Annotated in this window: 17 protein-coding genes; 5 read left to right on the top strand and 12 right to left on the bottom strand. The window is 67.9% G+C overall.

Going from position 1 to position 20,166, the window contains the following annotated elements:
* The first annotated feature begins 9 nt into the window (after positions 1–9).
* Positions 10–771: a precorrin-6A synthase (deacetylating) gene (cobF, locus tag AC3A6I_RS02000; protein ID WP_487541426.1), complete on the top strand. Its 762-nt coding sequence runs from the start codon at positions 10–12 to the stop codon at positions 769–771.
* Here cobF and AC3A6I_RS01995 read toward each other — a convergent pair.
* Positions 768–2,528: a cobyrinic acid a,c-diamide synthase CobB gene (locus tag AC3A6I_RS01995; protein WP_487541424.1), complete on the bottom strand. Its 1,761-nt coding sequence runs from the start codon at positions 2,526–2,528 to the stop codon at positions 768–770. The genes cobF and AC3A6I_RS01995 overlap by 4 nt on opposite strands.
* Before the next feature lie 74 nt (positions 2,529–2,602).
* Here AC3A6I_RS01995 and AC3A6I_RS01990 point away from each other — a divergent pair, with 74 nt between their 5' ends.
* On the top strand, positions 2,603–3,328 hold the full coding sequence (locus AC3A6I_RS01990; RefSeq protein ID WP_487541422.1) for a cobalt-precorrin-6A reductase: 726 nt from the start codon (positions 2,603–2,605) through the stop codon (positions 3,326–3,328).
* 182 nt (positions 3,329–3,510) lie between these two features.
* On the opposite strand, the gene cobM is transcribed toward AC3A6I_RS01990, so the two are convergent.
* The 7 genes from cobM to AC3A6I_RS01955 all read right to left on the bottom strand — a co-directional run bounded on the left by cobM (position 3,511) and on the right by AC3A6I_RS01955 (position 11,020).
* Positions 3,511–4,290, bottom strand: coding sequence for a precorrin-4 C(11)-methyltransferase (gene cobM / locus AC3A6I_RS01985; protein ID WP_487541420.1), 780 nt, complete (start codon positions 4,288–4,290; stop codon positions 3,511–3,513).
* Positions 4,291–4,425: 135 nt separating this feature from the next.
* The gene (cobJ, locus tag AC3A6I_RS01980; protein ID WP_487541418.1) at positions 4,426–6,201 is read right to left on the bottom strand and encodes a precorrin-3B C(17)-methyltransferase; all 1,776 of its coding nucleotides are present in this window, start codon (positions 6,199–6,201) and stop codon (positions 4,426–4,428) included.
* Entirely contained in the window at positions 6,198–6,908 is a 711-nt protein-coding gene (gene cobI / locus AC3A6I_RS01975) for a precorrin-2 C(20)-methyltransferase (RefSeq protein WP_487541417.1), read from the bottom strand. The genes cobJ and cobI overlap by 4 nt, the downstream gene beginning before the upstream one ends.
* On the bottom strand, positions 6,905–8,260 hold the full coding sequence (gene cbiE, locus AC3A6I_RS01970) for a precorrin-6y C5,15-methyltransferase (decarboxylating) subunit CbiE (protein WP_487541415.1): 1,356 nt from the start codon (positions 8,258–8,260) through the stop codon (positions 6,905–6,907). Before cbiE ends, cobI begins: the two co-directional genes overlap by 4 nt.
* Entirely contained in the window at positions 8,257–8,877 is a 621-nt protein-coding gene (locus AC3A6I_RS01965; RefSeq protein WP_487541413.1) for a precorrin-8X methylmutase, read from the bottom strand. Before AC3A6I_RS01965 ends, cbiE begins: the two co-directional genes overlap by 4 nt.
* On the bottom strand, positions 8,874–9,773 hold the full coding sequence (locus AC3A6I_RS01960) for a hypothetical protein (protein ID WP_487541411.1): 900 nt from the start codon (positions 9,771–9,773) through the stop codon (positions 8,874–8,876). The genes AC3A6I_RS01965 and AC3A6I_RS01960 overlap by 4 nt, the downstream gene beginning before the upstream one ends.
* On the bottom strand, positions 9,773–11,020 hold the full coding sequence (locus AC3A6I_RS01955; RefSeq protein ID WP_487541409.1) for a sirohydrochlorin chelatase: 1,248 nt from the start codon (positions 11,018–11,020) through the stop codon (positions 9,773–9,775). Before AC3A6I_RS01955 ends, AC3A6I_RS01960 begins: the two co-directional genes overlap by 1 nt.
* A gap of 298 nt (positions 11,021–11,318) precedes the next feature.
* Here AC3A6I_RS01955 and AC3A6I_RS01950 point away from each other — a divergent pair, with 298 nt between their 5' ends.
* From AC3A6I_RS01950 to AC3A6I_RS01940, 3 genes are read left to right on the top strand one after another with little or no spacing between them, the layout of a single operon-like run.
* Positions 11,319–12,221 (top strand): cation diffusion facilitator family transporter, encoded by a 903-nt coding sequence (locus AC3A6I_RS01950; RefSeq protein ID WP_487541407.1) that lies wholly within the window; start codon positions 11,319–11,321, stop codon positions 12,219–12,221.
* A 45-nt stretch (positions 12,222–12,266) separates the two neighbouring features.
* Positions 12,267–12,728 carry a hypothetical protein gene (locus tag AC3A6I_RS01945; RefSeq protein WP_487541405.1) on the top strand — a complete coding sequence of 154 codons (462 nt, stop codon included), beginning with the start codon at positions 12,267–12,269 and terminating at the stop codon, positions 12,726–12,728.
* Complete coding sequence (locus tag AC3A6I_RS01940; protein ID WP_487541403.1) at positions 12,728–13,060, top strand: cupin domain-containing protein; 333 nt, start codon at positions 12,728–12,730, stop codon at positions 13,058–13,060. Before AC3A6I_RS01945 ends, AC3A6I_RS01940 begins: the two co-directional genes overlap by 1 nt.
* A gap of 145 nt (positions 13,061–13,205) precedes the next feature.
* Here AC3A6I_RS01940 and cobO read toward each other — a convergent pair whose 3' ends face one another.
* The 4 genes from cobO to AC3A6I_RS01920 are packed head-to-tail and all read right to left on the bottom strand — an operon-like array spanning position 13,206 to position 20,148.
* Positions 13,206–13,847: a cob(I)yrinic acid a,c-diamide adenosyltransferase gene (gene cobO / locus AC3A6I_RS01935; RefSeq protein WP_487541401.1), complete on the bottom strand. Its 642-nt coding sequence runs from the start codon at positions 13,845–13,847 to the stop codon at positions 13,206–13,208.
* On the bottom strand, positions 13,844–18,298 hold the full coding sequence (locus tag AC3A6I_RS01930; RefSeq protein ID WP_487541399.1) for a cobaltochelatase subunit CobN: 4,455 nt from the start codon (positions 18,296–18,298) through the stop codon (positions 13,844–13,846). Before AC3A6I_RS01930 ends, cobO begins: the two co-directional genes overlap by 4 nt.
* Before the next feature lie 39 nt (positions 18,299–18,337).
* A complete protein-coding gene (cobW, locus tag AC3A6I_RS01925; protein WP_487541398.1) occupies positions 18,338–19,393 on the bottom strand; it encodes a cobalamin biosynthesis protein CobW in 1,056 nt (351 codons plus the stop codon).
* Complete coding sequence (locus AC3A6I_RS01920; RefSeq protein ID WP_487541396.1) at positions 19,390–20,148, bottom strand: CbtA family protein; 759 nt, start codon at positions 20,146–20,148, stop codon at positions 19,390–19,392. Before AC3A6I_RS01920 ends, cobW begins: the two co-directional genes overlap by 4 nt.
* Positions 20,149–20,166: the final 18 nt, after the last annotated feature.

Here is a 20,166-nt window from a genome sequence, read left to right as displayed (position 1 = left end):
GGATGGGATATGCGAACCATCCTCGTGATCGGCATCGGGGCCGGCAACCCGGACTACCTGACGGTGCAGGCGATAAAGGCCATGAACCGGGCCCAGGTGTTCTTCATGCCCGACAAGGGCGAGGAAAAGGCCGGCCTCAACGCCATCCGGCTGGCCATGCTCGAGCAGTTCGTCGAGCAGCCGAGCTACCAGCTGGTGGAGTTCGCCATCCCCTCGCGACGCAAGGCTGAGACTCCCGAGTATCGCGAAAGCATCGACGAATGGCGGGGCAAGGTCGAAGCGGCCTACGAACGGATGTTTGCGACGCTGCCGGAGGACGGTGTTGGGGCGTTCCTCGTCTGGGGCGATCCGGCGCTCTACGACGGCACGTTGCGCATCCTCAAGGATATGCAGGCCGCCGGCTGGGCGCTCGCCATCGAGGTGATCCCCGGGATCTCGGCGCCGCAGGCCCTGGCGGCGCAGCATCAGGTGACGCTGAACCGGGTCGGCGAAGCAGTGACGATCACCACCGGGCGACGCGTCGGCGAAGGGGAGGCGGACGCGCTGTCGAGCGCCGTGGTGATGCTGGACAATCACCAGGTGTTCCGGCGCTTCGCTGGCGATGAAGCGGAGATTTTCTGGGGCGCTTATCTCGGGACGGCGGACGAAATTCTGGTCGCGGGGCCGGTGGCCGAGGTGATGGACGAGATCGATCGCGTGCGCACCGAAGCGCAGGCCCGTAACGGCTGGATCATGGACACCTACATGATCCGCAAGCCGCAGGCAGACTAGGCGACGTCGATCACGTGGGCGTAGGAGCCCATCACGCGGCCCTGCACGATGCCCATAGCCGGCAGTTCCTCGCCCAGCGCGTCTGTGGCGGTGAAGAGCGGTGTGCCGTGCGTGCGGCGGGCACTGGAATAGTGGAACTCGTGGCCGGTGAGCTGGGCGGGGAACGGTAGCGGGCTCGCGTGCATCAGCCGCCGGTAGCCGAGGATACGCTTGGGCCGATCGATCCGCGTCTCGTGCCGCAGCAGGCCCGACATCGGATGGGACGTGCCGGATTTGTCGGTGAGCGTCGTGCCCAGCACCATGAAGCCACCGCACTCGCCATAGACCAGCGCGCCTCGGGTCGCGGCCGCGTGGAGGCCGGCAAGGAAGGTGCTCGCAGCGCTGAGTCGGGCGGCGTGGAGCTCGGGATAGCCGCCGGGGAGGAACACCGCATCCGCGCTGGGATCGGGGGCCTCGTCGGCGAGCGGGGAGAAGAAGCTGAGTTCGGCGCCGGCGGTGCGCCAGTCGTTCAGCCAATGCGGGTAGAGGAAGGCGAAGGCGTCGTCCCGGGCGATGGCGATGCGTTGGCCGAGGGGTGGAAGGTGGAGGGGTGAGCCGACCGCGCTGGCCGAAAGAGCGGCGGCGACTACGGCCCAAACCCCATCTGTATTGGTGATGATATCGCTATTGGTGAAACGAAGAACTTGGTAGCCCATCTGTCGCAGCGCCAATGAACGATGAGCATCTCGCTCCTCAGCGCCGGGGGCGAAGTGCGTCTCTCCATCCAGTTCGACAATTAGCCTGGAGCCGTGACAGGCAAAATCAGCGATGTAGGGGCCGATCGGGACCTGGCGCCGGAATTTGTGGCCTTCGAACGCGTGGAGCAATTGCCACATGTGGCGTTCTGGGGGGGTGGCATCGTTCCGGAGGGACCGAGCTCCCTCGATATTTCGGTTCCGCAGGTGCCTCGCATTGCTGAACACGGCAGCGATGGGCTCCCCTCCCCCTTGAGGGGAGGGGTGGGGGGTGGGGGTCGCGGGGGGGACCTCGGTGCGGACTGCGCCACCCCCTCCCCCGGCCCCTCCCCTCAAGGGGGAGGGGGGCGATAGAGCCGACAGCGCTAGCAGGTGATTGAGGTCGACAAAGTCCTCCACAGCCTCTGCAGCAGCGGACACGACTTCATCGAAACGCGCGACTTCATCAGGCAGCACCAGGCCGAGATGGCGGTCCGGCAGCGCCAGGTTTTCGCGTCTCGGCAGGACGCCGAGCAACGGGATCGACAGTGCTGCCAAAGCGCTGCGCAGCATGGCTTCGTGACGGGCGGAGGCGGCGCGGTTGACGATCAGCCCGGCGACGGTGATGTCCGAACGCCAGGTCGCAAAGCCGTGGGCGAGGGCGGCGATGGACTGGCTCTGGCGCTCGGCGTCGAGGACGAGGATCACCGGCAGGCCGAGGGTGGCGGCGAGGCCGGCGGTGGAGCCGCGCCCATCCGCGGCGCCGTCGAACAGGCCCATCACGCCTTCGACGAGCAGCAAATCAGCAGCCGTGGCATGCGCTGTCGCGAGCGCGCGCAGGCGGTTCGGTCCCATGGCCCAGGGATCGAGATTGATGGCATCGCGGCCGGCAGCGCGAGCAAGGATAGTGGTGTCGATATAGTCGGGGCCGGTCTTGGCCGGGGCAACGCCGATACCGCGCCGACGTAGCGCCGCGAGGAGACCTAGGGTCACCGTGGTCTTGCCCGAACCGGAACGTGGCGCGGCGATGACTAGCCCGTTCATCGTGGGTTCCAATGAAAGTACTGCATTATCCGCGCGCTAGCACCTATAGTCACGCGGTTGGGGAATGCGTTTCGATGAAGATTCTTATCCTCGGTGGCACTGAGGAAGCGCGGCTGCTTGCCGCCCAGCTCGTCAGGCTCGGCCATGACGTGACCACGTCGCTGGCCGGGCGCACAAGCGAGCCGCTGCGGCCGGCCGGCAACCTGCACACCGGCGGGTTCGGCGGCGGCGAGGGGCTGGCGCAATACCTGCGGGCCGAGGGTTTCGACCGGTTGGTCGACGCGACCCACCCCTATGCCGCGACGATCAAGGTCAACGCCGTGCGTGCCGCCGAGCTGACCGGACAGCGGCTGGTGCGGCTGGTGCGGCCGCCCTGGAGCGAGCCGCAATATGCATTCTGGAAGCACATGGCCTCGGCCGAGGAGGCGGCGACGGCCCTGCCCCGCGGCGCGCGGGCTTTCCTGACGGTAGGGAGCGGCAGCAACGCGCTGTTCTTCCAGCGCACCGATTGCAGCTTCGTGGTGCGCTCGATCGAGCCGCCCGCCGAGGAGCTGCCGATCAACGCTACGGCGGTGATCGCGCGGCCACCCTTCTTTTTCAACGGCGAGCTCGAGCTGCTGCAGGAGCAGGGGATCACACATCTCGTCTGCAAGAACTCCGGCGGCGCGCAGACCGAGGCAAAGTTGCAGGCAGCGCTGCGGCTGCGGCTGCCGGTGTTCATGATCGCCCGGCCGGCGCTGCCGCCGGCGCACGAGGTGCCTACCGTGGGTCAGGCGATTGCGGCCCTGCGGCTGGGTTAGTTCAAACGAGACGCCGGTGCGCCGGGCTCCCCCCCACCCTGTCCCTCCCCCGCATGGGGGGAGGTGACCTGCGCTCCCAGACCTTCGTCCCACTGGCACCGATCTGGCTATTGGCATCACCTCCCCCCTTGCGGGGGAGGGACAGGGTGGGGGGTATTCTTGCCCCGCCTGCCGTGCGGCGCTCATCCCGCCCTGCTCTTCTTTTTCCCGGCGTTGCGCAGCACGTGGGAAAAGCTCTGGTCGTAGAGCTTTGACTCGCGGAAGCGGGTTTCGCCGAGGACGTGGCCGACGAGGATCAGGGCGGTGCGGGTGATCTTTTCCTCGCGCACGCGCGCCTTCATCTCGCTCAGCGTCGTGTAGATCACTTCCTCGTCCGGCCAGGTGGCGCGGTAGATGATCACCACCGGGCAATCGGCGCCGTAGTGCGGGGTGAGCGCGGTTTCGACATAGCCGAGGTTGCGGATCGACAGGTGGATGCAGAGCGTCGCCTTGGATTGCCCGAGGATCTCGAGGCTTTCGGATTCCGGCATGGCCGAGGCCTTGCCGGAGGTGCGGGTGAGGATGATGGTCTGCGAAATCTCGGGCAGGGTCAGCTCGGCGGCGAGGCGCGCTGCGGCGCCGGCAAAGGCGGGGACGCCCGGGACGACTTCGTAGGGAATGCCGAGCGCATCTAGGCGGCGCATCTGTTCGGCGACTGCGCCGTAAATCGACGGGTCACCGGAGTGGACCCGCGCAATATCCTTGCCTTCGGCATGGGCTTTGTTGATTTCGTCCATGATCTCGTCGAGATGCATGGGCGCGGTGTCGCGCACCAGCGCGCCGGCGGGAGCGGCGGCGACGATCTCGGCAGGGACGAGCGAGCCGGCATAGAGGCAGACTTCGCAGCGCTCGATGAGGCGCTGGCCACGGACGGTGATGAGGTCGGGCGCGCCAGGGCCGGCGCCGATGAAATAGACGGTCATTGGCACAGGCTCGCGGTTCGTCGCCTCCCTCCCCCTTGCGGGGAGGGATTGAGGGTGGGGGTAGTTGCAGCGATCGCCGATAGACCCCCACCCCCTGCCCCTCCCCGCAAGGGGGAGGGGAGCTGCTCCGAGAAGCTAGCTTGCATTGCCGGCCGCCTTTTTCGCGTAGCCACGCGGCGTGTAGGCCTTGAGGCCATCGCCACGGGCGAGCGCCTTGGAGGTGCTGGAGCCAATGAGGACGATGGTCAGCATGTCGATCTCGGTTGGCTCGAACTCGGCGAGCTCAACCACGCGCACGCGCTGGTTGGGACGGCCGAGATTGGAGCCGATCACCACCGGCGTATCGGCCCGGCGGTGCTCGAGGAAGATGCGCTTGGTCTCGACGATCAGGTCGGTGCGGCGCTGCGAGCGCGGGTTGTAGAGCGCGGTGACGAAATCGGCGCGGGCGGCGCCGTCAAGGCGCTTCAGGATATCCTCGCGTGGGGTGAGGAGGTCGCTCAGCGAGACGCAGCAGAAATCGTGGCCAATCAGCGCGCCGGCTGCGGCCGAGGCCGCCTGAAACGCGGAGACGCCGGGATGGGTGGCGACATTGACGCGACGGGCGACATCGGAGACGGCGCGCTCGCCGGTGGCGTCGAGCAGCTCGTAGGCCAGCGCGGCCATGGCGTAGATCTGGGCGTCGCCGGAACAGACCAGCGCCACCACCCGGCCCTCGGCGGCGAGTTCGAGCGCATGGCGGACGCGCGGCTCTTCCTCGCCGAGGCCATAGCGATGCTCGGCCTGGCCGCGACGGAGATCGGAAACGAGATCGAGATAGAGGCCGTAGCCGACCCAGTCGGTGCTTTCCTCCAGCGCCGCGACAGCGGAGGCGGTGCGCGAGATGGCTTCGCCCGGGCCGATGCCGACGAGATGCAGCACACCGGGCCGGCGGCCGAATTGCTGGGTATCGATCGGCTTCGGCGCCTTGCCGATGGCGCAGGTGGCGCGTTCGGATTTCAGCTTCTCGACCACCAGCACGCCGGCCTTGAGCGCCGAAGCCTCGGCGACGCTCGGGGTGCCGACCGTGTCCTCGACATAGTCGGAGGGCTGCTTCAGGCGATAGCGCTCCTGCGCCAGTTCGCCGGCCGAGAACAGGCGGAGCGGCACGTTGAAGTGGCGCGCCGCGGCGAGCAGCGCCGGCTCGTCGGCCTTGATGTCGATGGAAGCGATGGCGGCGAGGCTCTCGGCCGCGAGATCATGCTTCGACAGCGCAAAGCCGATCAGCGCGATCACCTCCTCGGCGTCGGCGCCGCGCTCGCAGCCCACGCCGGCTACCAGGGTCTTGGGGTGATAGACGATGCCGCGCTCGACCCTGGTGCGGTGCTCGGTGACAAGCACCTTCACTGCGCCGGAGGAGGAGACCGGATAGCCGGCTTCGGCGAGGAACGGCGCTTCGCCCTCGATCTGCAGCTTGGCGCCGGCGAGCACGGCCATCATGGCGGGCTTGGCCTCGCGCGGTGTGCCGAGCACCCAGCCGTCCGGCGGCTCGTCGAGGCTGTGGGCGAAGCGGCTGTCCGATGCGGTGGTGATGGCGGCGTGGCCGCCGAGTTTTTCGGCCAGCTCGCGCGCCATGCGGTTGGCGCCGCGATGGCCGCCGAGCAGCGGCACGACCGAGCTGCCATCCTGTGAGACGGCGATGACGGGCGGTTCCCTAAGCTTGTCCTCGAGGCTCGGCGCGAGCAGGCGGATCAGGATGCCGGCGGCGCAGATGCCGATGATCGGGCGGCCCTCGACGAACAGGCGCGGCAGCAGTTTCAGCGCATCGGCGCCGCCCTGCCCACAACTGTACATTTCTCCACCGACGGCCTCGGCGACGCGCTTGGCGGTGTCGAGGCCGGTATCGGCGAACAGGATGACGGCAGGCGTGGTCATGAGCGGCCCCAGGCTTCGCCGCCGCGATAGCAGAGAATGGTCGAGAAATAGGGCCGCTCGTCGTGGCCGAAATCGGCGAGACGGGTGATGCGCTGGCGGGCGCTGGTGGCATGCTCGACGACCACAGCGCCCTCGGCGTGGCCGGTTTCGGCGAGCAGGGTGCGGACGCGATCGAAATGGCGGCCGACCTTGATGATGGCGGCTGCGGGCGTCGCTTCGAGTTCGGCTCGGAGCGTGGCGTCGTCGAGCGGGGCCGGCAGTACTTTCAGCATCTCGTTGCGGGCGGCGAGCGGACGGCCGATCGCGGCAGCGGCGGCGGTCAGCGAGGTAACGCCGGGGATGGTCGCGACCGGGGCGCGGGCGCCAACACGGGTGACGAGGTACATGGCCGAGCCGTAGAACAGCGGATCGCCCTCGCACAGCCAGGCGACGTCGCGGCCGGCTTCGAGATGGGCGAGGATGGCTTCGGCCGCCTGGTCGTAAGCGGCCTGGGCCGGGCCGCGCTCCACCGTCATCGGGATGGCGATGGGCAGACGCTCGGCGGCCGGGTTCAGGTGCGGCGTGGCGATTTCGAGCGCCAGCGCGGAATCCTCGCCGGTGGTCGGATAGGCGACGACCGGCACGGCGGCGAGCAGCTTTGCGGCCTTCAGCGTCAAGAGGTCCGGATCGCCGGGACCGACGCCGACGAGGTGCAATGTTCCACTCATGGCGTGGTCGCAAAACCGTGGATGGCCTTGGTGACCACCCACTGGGTCACCGCCATGCGCGGCTTGAAGGCGCGGTGGCCGCCGATGCGGTCGAGCGCGGAGATTTCGATGCGGGTGAGTTCGCCGCCCAGCTGCAGGTGACGCGAATAGAGCGCGTGCTCGGCATCAAGCGTCACGGCGTTGGCGACGAGCCGGCCGCCGGGCTTCAGCGCACTCCAGCAGGCATCGAACAACTCGTCATTGCCAACATCGCCGCCGAGGAACACGGCATCGGGCGGTGTGCGCTTGCCGAAGCCGGCAGGCGCGTCGCCGGCGGCGATCTCCAGGTTGGGCACGCCGAGCGCCGCGGCGTTGACAGCGATCATTTGCAGCCGCTCACCCTCACGCTCGAAGGCGACGGCCTTGGTGTCGCGGGCGGCGCGCATCCATTCGATGGCGACAGAGCCCGAGCCGGCGCCGACATCCCAGAGCAGCGCGCCGGGGAAAGGGGCGAGCTTGGCGAGGGTCGCGGCGCGCACCTCGCGCTTGGTCAACTGGCCATCGTTGAGAAACGCCTCGTCGGGCAGGCCGGGCACCTGCGGCAGCAGCGGCGAGGTGAAATCGGGCACGCAATCGATGGCGAGGACGTAAAAATCCTCGATATTGCGGGTGTCGAAGTTCTCGGCCTCGGCCGTGGTCAGCCGCTCCTCGGGACCGCCGAGATTTTCGAGTGCGGTGACGATGGAGCGGCCATAGCCGCGATTGACCAGCAGCTCGAGCGCCAGATCGATGGTCGAATGGTCGGAGGTCAGGGCCAGCACCTTGTTGCCGGGGAGCAAATGGGGGTGGAGCATTTCCACCGGACGGGCGTGCAGCGAGATGGTGCTCGCCGATTGCAACGGCCAATGCAGCCGCGCCGCGGCGAGCTGGAAGGCCGAGGGGTGAGCGTGGATGACAAACTCGGAGGGCAGCAGGTGCCGCGTCAGCGTGGCGCCCATGCCGAACCACATCGGATCGCCGGAGGCGAGAATGACGGTGGGCCGGTCGCGTAGCGCCAGCACCTGCTCGACCATGCGATCGAGCGGCGGCTCCCACTCGATCATGCGGCGGCCGTCGGCATAGGTGGCGGCGGGCGACAGATCGGGCTCCTCACCGGCGAGCGCGCGGGCGATGGCGTCGAAGCCGCGCTGGGCGACGAGATCGCCATCGAACAAATCGGCAGCGGCGTTCGGCCGGGTCACCGGCTCGATATCGGCGAGGAAGCGGGCGGGGCCAAGGATGGCATCGGCATAGCTCAGCAGCAGCTTGTAGGTGCTGGGCAGCTCGCGGGGCCCGCGTTCGCCCACTCCGATGATGTGCAGCCAGGCGGTCATTGCGGTTTGGCCATTGCGTTGAAGGCGGCGCTGGCGATGGCGGAGCCACCCCGGCGGCCGCGTACGGTGATGAACGGGATAGAAGCGGGGTGCGCGGCGAGCAAGGCCTTGCTCTCCGATGCCCCCACGAAGCCGACCGGCGCGGCGATGATGGCGGCCGGGTGTGGCGCGCCGGCATCGATCAGCTCGAGCAGATGGAACAGCGCGGTGGGCGCGTTGCCGATGAGCACGATGGCGCCGGCAAGGCGCGGACGCCAGAGCTCGACCGCGGCGGCGGAGCGGGTGGTGCCGAGTGTTTTGGCCAGTTCAGGCGCGGCAGGATCGTTGAGCGTCAGGACGAGCTCGGTGTGCGCAGGCAAACTGCGGCGGATCACGCCGGAGCGCACCATCTCGCAATCGCAGAGCACGGGCGCACCGGTGGCGAGCGCGACCTGCGTGGCCTCGGCCACCGCGGGATCGCCGAGGATATCGTCCGCCAGATCGACCATGCCGCAGGCGTGGATCATGCGGATCGCGGCGGCGTGCAGCGCGGACGGGAGATGCGCGAGATCAGCCTCGGCCCGGATGGTGGCGAAGGAGGCCTCATAGATGGCGTCGGGATCGCGCAGGTAGGTCATGCCGCGCTCCGCAGGTTGGCGAGCAGCGCCTGCTGGCCGGCGCCGGCGATCCAGCCTTCCTCGGCGAGCGCGAGGAGGCGCTGTTCGGCCGTCAGGCTGGATGGCGCGGAAAGAAACGGCGCGAGCAGATCGTCGCGGTCGAGCTGGAAGAAGCGGGTGCTGGCGACTTCGACCTGAGCCCGGTCGCGCGGCAGGCCGTCAGCCTCGGTGACCGGGAACATCGAGGGGTAGATTTCGACGACGGTGATGAGCTTGCTCATCTCGGTCGCAAAGCCGGTTTCGAACGGCCAGATGGCGATATGGTCGCCAAGCTCCGTATGATGGCGTAGCGCCTCGAGCCGGGCGATGCCGAGCATCGACTGGCTGCCGACCGAACCGACGCCGGTCAGCTTCCAGATGGGCTGAACGCGCGGCACGAAGCCTTCGGCAATGCGGCGCTCGGGGATGTTGGCATAGGCCGCGACCGGGCGGCGGGGCCCAAGCGCGTCGTAGCTGTGCTGGTGCGGATGGCCCCAGAAATGCGGGCCATCGGCGAACCGGCGGTTGATCGATTCGGCGACCTGGAAGCGGTTGGAGCGGTTGTCCGGATCGTCGGTCAGCTCGGCGTGCAGGTAGCGCCAGACCGCGCGCCAGTCGGCCGCGCCCGCGATGGCTTTCGCGGCACCGCGCGGATAGCCGAAGACGAAATCGAAGCCGAGCATGACGCGCTCGCCGCGCTCGAGCGCTGCGAGCAGCCGGCGGACGATCTCGTCCATCGCGACATGGCGCGTCGGCGGGTTCTCGCTCGGCACGCGACCGGTGGGGCCGAGATCGCCGATCCAGATCGAATCCTTGCCGCGCTTGGGGCTGTTCGCCGCCGACCAATCCACCGCGATGTAGCGATCGAACAGCGGCATCAGCGCTCCTGGTCCTCGCGGGCGAGGCGACCGGGGACCTTGGGCAGGGTCACCGGGCCGAGCGGGTGATCGGCATGCGGATAGGGGTGGTGATGGTGGTCGCCGTGATCGTGGTGATGGCCGTGATCGTGCGGGTGACCATGATCGTGGCTCATGCCGAGGCGGATCAGCGGCACGGCCGGATCGGCCAGCAGCGCGTGCGTGGCCGGAGCGTGCGGGTGCACATGCGGATGGGCGTGGTCATGACCATGATCGTGCGTATGCAGCGGCGTCCAGGGCAGGCCGTGCTTCCTGCAGAACGCCTCGTCGCGGCAGGAGCTGTCGCAATCGCCGCCGCAGGGGCAGTTCTCCATCCCGCCACCGATGCCCTCGACATGGTGGTGGTGGCTTTCCTGCTTCAGGCCGACCTCGGCCTCGAAGCCCAGCACCTGCTCGCGATATTTGCACATGGCGCAGTTCATCAGGTTCTGGCCGACCAGCATTTCCTGGATGCGATCGACGAAGGTGTCGATCACCAGCGGGTGGTCGTTGAGATAGGGCGCCTTGAGGAACTCGATTTCCGGATACTGCGCGGCGGCGTCGTCGACGGCGTCATAGATGCGCTTCACCAGCACGCCGGTGAACAGGAAATACGGGAACACGATGATGCGACGGTAGCCCAGCCGCGTCGCATGCTGCAGCGCCGGCGCGACGAGCGGGAAGGTGACGCCGGAATAGGCCACCTCGCCCCAGCCAAAGCCCATGCCCTCCCAGAGGAGGCGCATCACCTTGGCCACGTTGGAATTGGCATCGGGGTCGGAAGCGCCGCGGCCGACGACGACGAGCAGGGTTTCGTGGCGCGGCACATCGCTGGGGGCGGCGGCAATCGCTTCCTGGATGCGGTCGCCGGCGGCGCGAAGCATCTTCAAGTCCACGCCGAGCTCGCGGCCATAGCTGAGCTCGACGCCGGTTTTAGCGGCATAGGTGTTGAGCACAGAGGGGATGTCGTTCTTGGCGTGGCCCGCGGCGAACAGCATGCCGGGCACAGCGAGGATACGCTCGACACCGGACTCCCGCAGGCGATCGAGGCCCTGGTGGATCACCGGGTTGGCGAACTCGAGATAGCCGTATTCGACGGGGACGCCGGGCAACCGGGCGTGAAGGGCATCGGCGAGGTGCGCAAACTCGTCGACGGCGCGGGTGTTGCGGCTGCCATGGCCGCACAGCATCACGCCGGTGCCGGCCGGCAGGACCAGGGATTTATCCATTTTCTCGCCTCGTTGTCTGGGCAGGCACTCGTCCGAAAACCGTCGCCACTTTTCGGGTGCCTGCCTTTCGTGAGGCAGAGTTCTTGTCGACCAATCGCAGCCCCGGAATTGGTCCCCGATTTGGGTCGACCGCACCGGGCATGAGTTTCAGCCCGTCAAGGAACGCTGCACTATCAAGGGGTTGTATTGGCCGGTTTAGAATGGGTCAAACGATTCCCGGCCAGATGCGAACGCTTCTCAAAATCAGGAGCAAATTCAGGCACTTGCCAGCGCACGCGGGGCGGTCTAGGAGCCGCCAATGAGCGCACCCACCACCAGCATCACCGTCCGCGTCGCCTATGGCAGCCTTGCCGTGGGCGTGGTCGTGCTGGCGCTCAAGGGCTTTGCCGCCTACGCCACCGGCTCGATCGCTCTCTATGCCGATGCACTCGAAAGCATCGTCAACGTGGTGACGGCCGTCGTGGCGCTGGTCGCGGTGCGGCTGGCGGCCCGGCCCGCCGATGCCACCCTGCCCTATGGCTATCACAAGGCCGAGTATTTCTCGGCGGTGATCATCGGCATCTTCATCGCGGTGACGGCGCTGCTGATCTTTCGCGAGGCCTATTTCGGCTTCATCGCGCCGCGCGGGTTCACGCTCGATCCGGTGGGTATTGCGGTGAGCGTCTTGGCGACGGCGATCAACGCCGCCTGGGCGTGGCGGCTGGTGCAGATCGGGCGGCGCGAGCAATCGCCGGCGCTGCAGGCCGACGGCCGGCACCTCGCGACCGACGTGGTTTCGACGCTGGGGGTGCTGATCGGCGTGCTGCTGGCCGCCGCGACCGGCTGGAAGCAGCTCGACGCGGTGCTCGCCGCGCTCGTCGGCCTCACCATCCTGTGGTCGGGCTGGGAGCTGGTGAAGGAGAGCGTGATCGGGCTGATGGACGTGGCGGTGGAACCCAAACAGCTCAACCGCATCCGCGACATCATCTCGACCAGCGCCGAGGGCGCCATCGAGGCGCACGACATCCGCACGCGGCAGGCGGGGCAGATGACCTTCATCGATTTCCACCTCGTGGTGCCCGGCGCGATGAGCGTCGCCGATGCGCATGCCATCTGCGACGCGATCGAGGCCAGGCTGCGCGAGGAAGTCGAGCGGGCCCAGATCACCATCCATGTCGAGCCCGAGAACAAGGCCAAGCACTCCGGCATCGTGGTGCTGTAGGCCCGCGAGTTGCGCATCACGGCAAATGCGGCGATGGTTTCAACCATGCGCCTCGTTCTCGTCATGCTCGCCCTGCTGTTCGCCGCACCGGCCTTTGCCGACGACTGGAAGCGCTATGACAACGGCCGCTTCGGCTATGGCATCGACGTGCCGCCGACGTTCACCTGGGGGCGCGAAAGCGACAATGGCGACGGCCGCAGCTTCCGCGATGGCGCAAGGCGGCTGAGCGTGTGGGGCGGCAATATCGTCGAGGGCGACTTCGAGGGCGCTGCCCGCGCGGCGATCGGCTACGCCACCGGCGAGGGCTGGGGGATCACCTACGAGTCCGTGGCGCCGGACTGGCTGAGCTATTCGGCGACGCAGGGCATGCGGGTGCGCTACGAGCGCATGGTGGCGCTGTGCGACGGGCAGTATGCCGCGTTCCGGCTGGAATACCCGGCGTTCGACATCGGGCGGATGAACCCGGTTGTGGAACGGCTGGTGGAGACGCTGACGGGAGGCTGCTGATGGCACAGGTATTCGAGCGGAGCGACTGGGCCGAGCACCCCACCCGCCGGATGGGCGAGTGGGAAGGCGGCGAGGCCGCTAATGTCACCGTGATCCTGCACGAAAGCATCGAGCCGGGGCGCGGGCCACGGCTGCACACGCACCCCTACCCCGAGACCTTCATCATCGAGGAAGGCAGCGCGCTGTTCACGGTAGGCGACGAGGAAATCGAAGGCCGGGCCGGGCAGATCATCATCGTGCCGGCCCACACGCCGCATAAGTTCGTGACGCTGGGGCCGCTCAAGAGCATCCACCACGCCAACCCGCGGTTTGAGACGCACTGGCTGGAGTGAGCGGGCACCCCTCATCCGGCGCTACGCACCACCTTCTCCCCGACGGGGAGAAGAATACCGAGAGGCCGGTGATCACCTCTTATTCCTCTCCCCGTCGGGGAGAGGGTGGATCGGCCGAAGGCCGAGACGGGTGAGGGGCTTCGCCTTAGAACTCGATCCCCGCCTGCGCCTTCACCCCGCTGCGGAACGGGTGCTTGATCTCCGTCATTTCCGTCACGAGGTCGGCGATCTCGATCAGCTCGTCCTTGGCGTTGCGGCCGGTGACGATGACGTGGGTGTCGCGCGGCTTGTTCCGCAGCACGTCCAGGACCTCGTCGAGCGGCAGGTAATCGTAGCGCAGCACGATGTTGAGCTCGTCGAGCAGGATCAGCTTATAGGCGGGATCCGCGATCAGGGCCTTGGCCATCTCCCACGCGCCGCGGGCGGCGGCGAGGTCGCGCTGGCGGTCGGCGACATCCCAGGTGAAGCCCTCACCCATGGCCTTGATGGTCACCTGCTCGGGGAATTTGTCGAGCACGTCACGTTCGCCGGTGGACCAGGCGCCCTTGACGAACTGCACCACGCCGACCTTGAAGCCGTGCCCGATGGCGCGGAACACCATGCCGAAGGCGGCCGTTGATTTGCCCTTGCCCTTGCCGGTGTGAACGATGAGCAGGCCGCGCTCCTCGGTCTTGGTGGCGAGGATCTTGTTCCGCGCCTCCTTCTTCTTCTTCATCTTTTCGGCGTGGTAGGCGTCGCGCTCCGCCTCGGTCATGAGGTCGGTCTTTTTGGGGGCCTTGTCGGTCATCGGTGGTCTCCGGGCTCTCGGTCGCTTCCCTCCCCCTTGCGGGGAGGGATTGAGGGTGGGGGTGGTGCGGTGGTCTCCGATCGACCCCCGCCCCCAGCCCCTCCCCGCAAGGGGGAGGGGAGCAAATCGGGGCTATCCAACCATTGGAACGCCGAATTCGACCTCGGTGCCCAGAAGCCGCGGCGGCGGGCTTCGTTGAATTTGGCGATCAGCTCATCGTAGCCGAAGCGGTTATTGGCGCGGATGAATTCGCGCGTCACATCGTCCTCGACGAAGGCTTCGAAGGCGAGATCGAAATGGTGCGTCTTCACCGCGCCTGTGGTGGCGGCGAAGGCGAACATGTAGTCGAGGGTGGCGATGATCTCGAAGGCGCCCTTGTAGCCGTGCCGCTTCACGCCATCGATCCACTTGGGGTTCACGACGCGCGAGCGGACGACGCGGGAGATCTCCTCCTCCAGCGTGCGGGCGAGCGGGCGCTCGGGGCGCGAATGGTCGTTGTGATAGGCGGCGGGCTTGCGGCCGGTCAGCGTCTCGGCCGTGACGGCGAGGCCGCCCTCGAACTGGTAGTAGTCGTCGCTGTCCAGCAGGTCGTGCTCCCGGTTGTCCTGATTGTGGACAATGGCATCGATATTGGTGAGCCTGGCAACGAACCGGTCGCGCTCGGGCGTACCTGACGCATGCGCGCCATAAGCGTATTGGCCCCAATTGAGGAATGCGTCGGCGAGATCGGCCTTGGTCTCCCACGAGCCCGAATCCATCAGGCCCTGCAGCCCCGCGCCGTAGGCTCCGGGCTTCGATCCGAAGATGCGGTGGCCTGCCCTGAGGGCGGCCTCGCGCTCGGACGCACCGGATTTCATCAGCTCGAGCGCGTCGGTGCGCATGCGGGTGGCGATTGGATTGTCGCCCTCGGGCTCATCGAGCGCCCCGATGGCGCGGATGGCCTTGTCGAACAGGGCGATCTGCGCGGGGAAGGCATCGCGGAAGAAGCCGGAAATGCGCAGCGTGACATCGGCGCGCGGACGGCCGAGTCTTGCGAGCGGGATGATCTCGTAGCCGGAGACACGGAGGGAGCCGGGGTCCCATGTGGGTTTGGCCCCGATAAAGGCGAGGGCCTGCGCGATATCATCGCCGCCGGTGCGCATGTTGGCCGTGCCCCAGACGGAAAGCGCGAGCGAGCGCAGCGGGACGCCGTGATCCTGGAAATGGCGGAGCAGCAGGTTCTCGGCCGATTTCCGGCCCAGCTCCCAGGCGGTGGGGGTGGGCACGGCACGGTTGTCGACGGAGTAGAAGTTGCGGCCGGTGGGTAGCACGTCGAGGCGGCCGCGCGACGGCGCGCCGGAGGGACCGGGGGCGATGAACTTGCCATCGAGGCCGGCGAGCAGCGCGGCGGTCTCGGAGGGGCCCGAGGCGCGGAGACGGGGGCGGATGATGGTCTCGATGGTGGCGAGCACGGCGGCGGTGGCGGGCCAGTCGGGGTTGGGGGCGCGGCCATCTACTAGTTCGGCGGCGAGCTGTTCGAGGTACTCGACGACGTCACCGACGGTGCGCATCGCACCACCCCCACCCCCGGCCCCTCCCCGCAAGGGGGAGGGGGGCGACTCCGCAAGTTCTGCGAGGACTGCCGTCAGGCCTTGCCAAACGCCGTCCAGGTTGGTCGCAACGTCTCGATTTGTGAAACGGATGACCCGATAGCCACGCGATCTCAGGAAGTCGGTGCGCGCAGCGTCGCTCTGCTGTGCCGAATCGGTGAAGTGCGTTTCGCCATCGAGTTCGACAACCAGCTTCGGATGGTGTGACGCAAAGTCGGCGACAAATCTCCCGATCGGCACCTGCCGGCGGAAGTGGACCCCGCCCTCCTTGAACGTCCGCAGCATCGACCACATCACCCGCTCGGGCGCGGTCGCTGCATTTCGCAATCGCCGCGCGTTCGCGATACTTCGGGGAGCATGGTCGGCGAGGCCAGCGTGCCCCCCTCCCTCTTGCGGGGAGGGGTTGGGGGTGGGGGTCGCGCGGTCGGGCACGAAAGGCCCGGTCCACTCCACGCCCAAGTCCGCCGTTAGCGGATCGAACCCCAGTCTCAGGTCATCGGCCAGCGCACGGATCAGCGACGCCTCCCCTGCCCCCTCTCCGCGTGGCACGCGCGCGAGCGCCACGACCAGGTCGCGCTCCAGCCGGCCGGTCGGGGATTGGCCGAAGATGTGGAGGCCATCGCGGATCTGCGCTTCCTTGAGGTCGCACAGGAAGGTGTCGATCCGGCGCAGCGACTCCGTCTCGTCCGGCACCAGCCCGATGTCGCGGTCCAGCCGCGCGTCGCGGGTGAAATCGAGGATGCGCTTCCTGAGCCCGGCGAGGCGGCGGCGGTCCATGCCGGAAGCGGCATAGTATTCGTCGAGCAGCGCCTCGAGGTCCTTCAGCGGGCCGTAGGTCTCGGCGCGGGTCAGCGGCGGCACGAGGTGGTCGATGATCACCGCGCCGGTGCGACGCTTGGCCTGCGTACCCTCGCCGGGATCGTTGACGATAAAGGGATAGAGCTGCGGCAGCTCGGCCCACAGCGCAGCGGGATAACTGGTTATGTCGAGCGCGGTGGCCTTGCCGGGCAGCCATTCGAGATTGCCGTGCTTGCCGTTGTGGATGACGGCATGCGCGCCGAATTCGTGCCGCAGCCAGAGATAGGCCGCGAGATAGCCGTGCGGTGGCACGAGGTCCGGATCGTGATAGCTGGCGGTCTCATCGAGATGATAGCCGCGGGCGGGCTGCAGCAGGATGGTGACGTTGCCGAGGTCGAGGGCGGGGAGATGGAAATTCTCACCCCGTGCGAAGGGATCGGCGGAGGGTTCACCCCAACGCGCTGTGACCTCGGCCTGTATTTTCGCGGGCAGCGCTGCAAACAGCGCGCGGTAGCGATTCATGGGTAACGTGATGCCGGTGCCGCGCTCGGGATGGGCGTTGGTGGGGCCGGATTGGAGGGCTTCAATCAGGGCGTTGCCTGTAGTGAGCACACCGAACTGCTCCCCTCCCCCTTGCGGGGAGGGGCTGGGGGTGGGGGTCGGTCGGTGATCCTCAGTACCACCCCCACCCTCAATCCCTCCCCGCAAGGGGGAGGGAGGCGAAGGAGCTGAGAGACCATAGCCGGCGGCCTGCAGTGATTTCAGAATCTCCACCGTCGATTGGGGCGCGTCGTACCCCACACCGTTGGCCAGCCGCCCGTCGCGGATCGGGTAGTTGGCCAGCACGATCGCCACCTTGCGCCCCGCCACCGGCGTGCCCCGCAGCACGATCCAGTTCTTCGCCAACGTCACCGCCCGGCTGATACCTTCCGCATCCGGCGCGTAGGCCGAGAGCGGACACTGCGTGCGCTCGTGCCATACCGCTTCCTGCTTGTGGCCGACGAGGATCATGCCGTGGCGGCCGTCGAGCTCGGGCAGCACCACCTGCATGGCGAGGTCCTTGGCCGACAGCCCCTGTGGATCGGCCGCCCACTGCGCTTCCGGCCGGCCGGCCTGGATCAGCTGGATGACCGGGGCGTCGATGCCAGCGAAGGGGTTCTGCCTGTCGTCGAGGCCATCGAGCCCCAAGGCGAAGCCTGTGAGGTTGAGGACGACCTGCGGCGGATACGCCGCGAATACCGCCTGCACGAAGCGGATGCAGGCCCCCTCTTTCAGCGTCGAGACGACGATGGGGACGGGGTTCAGCTGTTGCGCCTCAAGCTCGGCGATGATCGCCTCGAGCGTCGCGGTGCCCGCGCCCTCGAGCGCGGCACGGTAGAACAGCAGCGGCACGTTTGGGTGAGGCGAGGGCGGGAGGTCCTCGATCATGCCCTGCGCTGGATGCCAGAGACCGAAGCGCGCGAAGGGGCGCGGGGCGAGCTCCCCTCCCCCTTGCGGGGAGGGGTGGGGGGTGGGGGTGGCGCTGTGAGCCTCGCCGCCACCCCCACCCTCGGTCTTTCCCCGCAAGGGGGAGGGAGGCGATGACGCCGCCAGCAGGCGAAACACCGCCAACAATCCATCGGCATTGTCCGGCCCGCCGGCCGTGAACAGCGCGTGCAGCCGCGACCAGTCCCCGGGAGCAACGGTCGAGCGCTGCTGCAGGATCGGGTCGGGTGTGGCGTCGCCCGGCAGCAGCGCCAGCTTGAACCGCCCCTGCAGGGCAAGCCCGGTCAGCTCGTCGACGCCATACTGCCAATAGGCCGGGCCGCCGAGCAGGCGCACGACAACCAGCTTGGCATGCTGCACCGTCTGCTCGATCCACATATCGACCGACAGGTTGTGGCCGAGGCGGAGGATGTTGGCGAGGCGGAGATCGGCCGCCCCTGCCCGGTCGGCCGCCGCCGCCAGCATCATCAGCTCGCTGTCGGCGGCGGAGGCGAAGACGATGTCGGCCGGGGTCTGGCCGAGATCGATGGCCTCGCCATCCTGCTGCAATGCCCCGGCCTGCGCCGCGAGAAGATGCATCAGGAATGCCTTCCACCGGGTGTGTCGGGCTGCATGGTGTTAAGCCACGACCGCCGCCGCCTGCTGCAGGCTCGCGGTGATCGCCGCGCGATCGAGCGGACTCTCGCCGATCACCACCAGCGCGGTCTGGCGCGCCTCGCCCGGCTTCCACGGCCGGTCGAAATAGGCGTTCACGCGCGGGCCGACCGCCTGGATGGCGAGCCGGGCCGAAGCGCCGGGTAGCGCTGCAAAGCCCTTGAGGCGCAGCACATCGTGGGTGCGGATTGTCTCCTCGATGATGCCAAGGAGCCGGTCCTTGCTGGTGACGCCGTCGAGGGTGACCGAGAACGAGTCGAAATCGTCGTGCTCATGCCCCTCGCCACCATGCTCGAGCTCATGGTGGCTCTCGCGCCCAGCCAGGTTGTCCTCGGTCGACAAGCCCATGCCGAGCAGCGCCGCGACATCGACATGGCCGTTATGGGCGCGGACGATGCCGGTGCCCGGGCGCATCTCGGCCTTGAGGTGCGCCTCGACCGTGTCGAGGTCGCGCGCGTCGACGAGGTCGGACTTGTTGAGGATCACCATGTCGGCGGCGATCAGCTGATCCTCGAACAGCTCGCCGAGCGGCGTCTCGTGATCGAGCATGTCGTCGGCCGAACGCAGCGCATCGACGGCCGCCTCGTCATTGGCGAAGCGCCCGGCGGCGAGCGCCGCGGCATCGGCCACGGTGACGACGCCGTCGATGGTCACTTCCGACTTGATCTCGGGCCAGTTGAAGGCCCGGATCAGCGGCTGCGGCAGCGCCAGGCCGGAGGTCTCGATGACGATGTGGTCGGGCCGATCCGGCCGGGCCAGCAGCTGCTGCATGGTGGGGATGAACTCGTCGGCGACGGTGCAGCAGATGCAGCCATTGCTCAATTCGATCATGTCCTCCTCGCGGCAGGTCTCGTCGCCGCAGCCGGCGAGGATTTCCTTGTCGACGCCGAGTTCGCCGAACTCGTTGATGATCAGCGCGATGCGCTTGCCCCTGGCATGGGCGAGCACGTGGCGGACCAGCGTGGTCTTGCCGGCGCCGAGGAAGCCGGTGACGACGGTGACGGGGATCTTCTCGGTCATGCGTGGGCTCCCTTGAGGGCGAGGCCTTCGCTCCTGGCGAAGCGCTCGTTGAGCCAGCCGAACAGCGGGCCGGCGATCAGCCAGAACAGCGCGCCGACGCCCAGGGCATTGGCGGCAAAGCTGGTGGCGAGGTGGGCGGGAACGACGCTCGGCTCATGCGGAGCGGCGGGCGCCCCGATGAGATGCGGCGCAATCAGCAGCACCGCCGCAATGGCGAGGCCGAGCGGGTTGCGCAGCTTGGCGACAGTGATCAGCGCCGCGCCGGTGGCAATGGCCGTGCCGATCCACCAGGCCTGGCGGACGACGAGATCGGCGGCCGGCATGCCGGGCAGTTCCGGCGGCAGGCCGAGGGCCGGGGCGAGTTGCAGGGCGAGGAAGCCGCCAATGCCCCAGACGACGCCGTTCCGTGCATTGATCTCGAGGCCGGCGAGCACGCTCACAGCGGCCAGCACAAAGACGAAGCCGATGCCGCCCAACACGTTGGCGAGCACCGTGTAGGCGGTGCGCTCGAAGCCGTCTTGGGGGGCCCAGGCATCCTCGTCATGTTCATGTGCCCCGGCGGGCGCGGCCGCTTCGTGGCTATGCTCGGGAGTGCCGGCCGGATGCTCATGCGCTTCGGCCGGGTCGACGTTCTCGTAGGTTTCGGCTTCGAGGATCAGGGGCGTGACGCGCCATTGCTGGGCGGCACTCATGGCCAAGCCGGCTGCCAGTCCAGTGAGGACGGCAGCGAAGAAGATTCGCTGGAAGAGTTTCATCGATGTCTCGCGGATTCG

The organism is Devosia sp. Soil_C_22 (genome assembly GCF_057657195.1).
Note: the sequence above shows the minus strand (reverse complement) of the source record. Positions and strands in the feature narration are given on the sequence as shown.

What these genes read in the sequence shown, in the direction of transcription:
- cobF (WP_487541426.1), top strand. Translation starts at nt 10, where the DNA reads ATGCGAACCATCCTCGTGATCGGCATCGGGGCCGGCAACCCGGACTAC.
- AC3A6I_RS01995 (WP_487541424.1), bottom strand. Translation starts at nt 2,528, where the DNA reads ATGAACGGGCTAGTCATCGCCGCGCCACGTTCCGGTTCGGGCAAGACC.
- AC3A6I_RS01990 (WP_487541422.1), top strand. Translation starts at nt 2,603, where the DNA reads ATGAAGATTCTTATCCTCGGTGGCACTGAGGAAGCGCGGCTGCTTGCC.
- cobM (WP_487541420.1), bottom strand. Translation starts at nt 4,290, where the DNA reads ATGACCGTCTATTTCATCGGCGCCGGCCCTGGCGCGCCCGACCTCATC.
- cobJ (WP_487541418.1), bottom strand. Translation starts at nt 6,201, where the DNA reads ATGACCACGCCTGCCGTCATCCTGTTCGCCGATACCGGCCTCGACACC.
- cobI (WP_487541417.1), bottom strand. Translation starts at nt 6,908, where the DNA reads ATGAGTGGAACATTGCACCTCGTCGGCGTCGGTCCCGGCGATCCGGAC.
- cbiE (WP_487541415.1), bottom strand. Translation starts at nt 8,260, where the DNA reads ATGACCGCCTGGCTGCACATCATCGGAGTGGGCGAACGCGGGCCCCGC.
- AC3A6I_RS01965 (WP_487541413.1), bottom strand. Translation starts at nt 8,877, where the DNA reads ATGACCTACCTGCGCGATCCCGACGCCATCTATGAGGCCTCCTTCGCC.
- AC3A6I_RS01960 (WP_487541411.1), bottom strand. Translation starts at nt 9,773, where the DNA reads ATGCCGCTGTTCGATCGCTACATCGCGGTGGATTGGTCGGCGGCGAAC.
- AC3A6I_RS01955 (WP_487541409.1), bottom strand. Translation starts at nt 11,020, where the DNA reads ATGGATAAATCCCTGGTCCTGCCGGCCGGCACCGGCGTGATGCTGTGC.
- AC3A6I_RS01950 (WP_487541407.1), top strand. Translation starts at nt 11,319, where the DNA reads ATGAGCGCACCCACCACCAGCATCACCGTCCGCGTCGCCTATGGCAGC.
- AC3A6I_RS01945 (WP_487541405.1), top strand. Translation starts at nt 12,267, where the DNA reads ATGCGCCTCGTTCTCGTCATGCTCGCCCTGCTGTTCGCCGCACCGGCC.
- AC3A6I_RS01940 (WP_487541403.1), top strand. Translation starts at nt 12,728, where the DNA reads ATGGCACAGGTATTCGAGCGGAGCGACTGGGCCGAGCACCCCACCCGC.
- cobO (WP_487541401.1), bottom strand. Translation starts at nt 13,847, where the DNA reads ATGACCGACAAGGCCCCCAAAAAGACCGACCTCATGACCGAGGCGGAG.
- AC3A6I_RS01930 (WP_487541399.1), bottom strand. Translation starts at nt 18,298, where the DNA reads ATGCATCTTCTCGCGGCGCAGGCCGGGGCATTGCAGCAGGATGGCGAG.
- cobW (WP_487541398.1), bottom strand. Translation starts at nt 19,393, where the DNA reads ATGACCGAGAAGATCCCCGTCACCGTCGTCACCGGCTTCCTCGGCGCC.
- AC3A6I_RS01920 (WP_487541396.1), bottom strand. Translation starts at nt 20,148, where the DNA reads ATGAAACTCTTCCAGCGAATCTTCTTCGCTGCCGTCCTCACTGGACTG.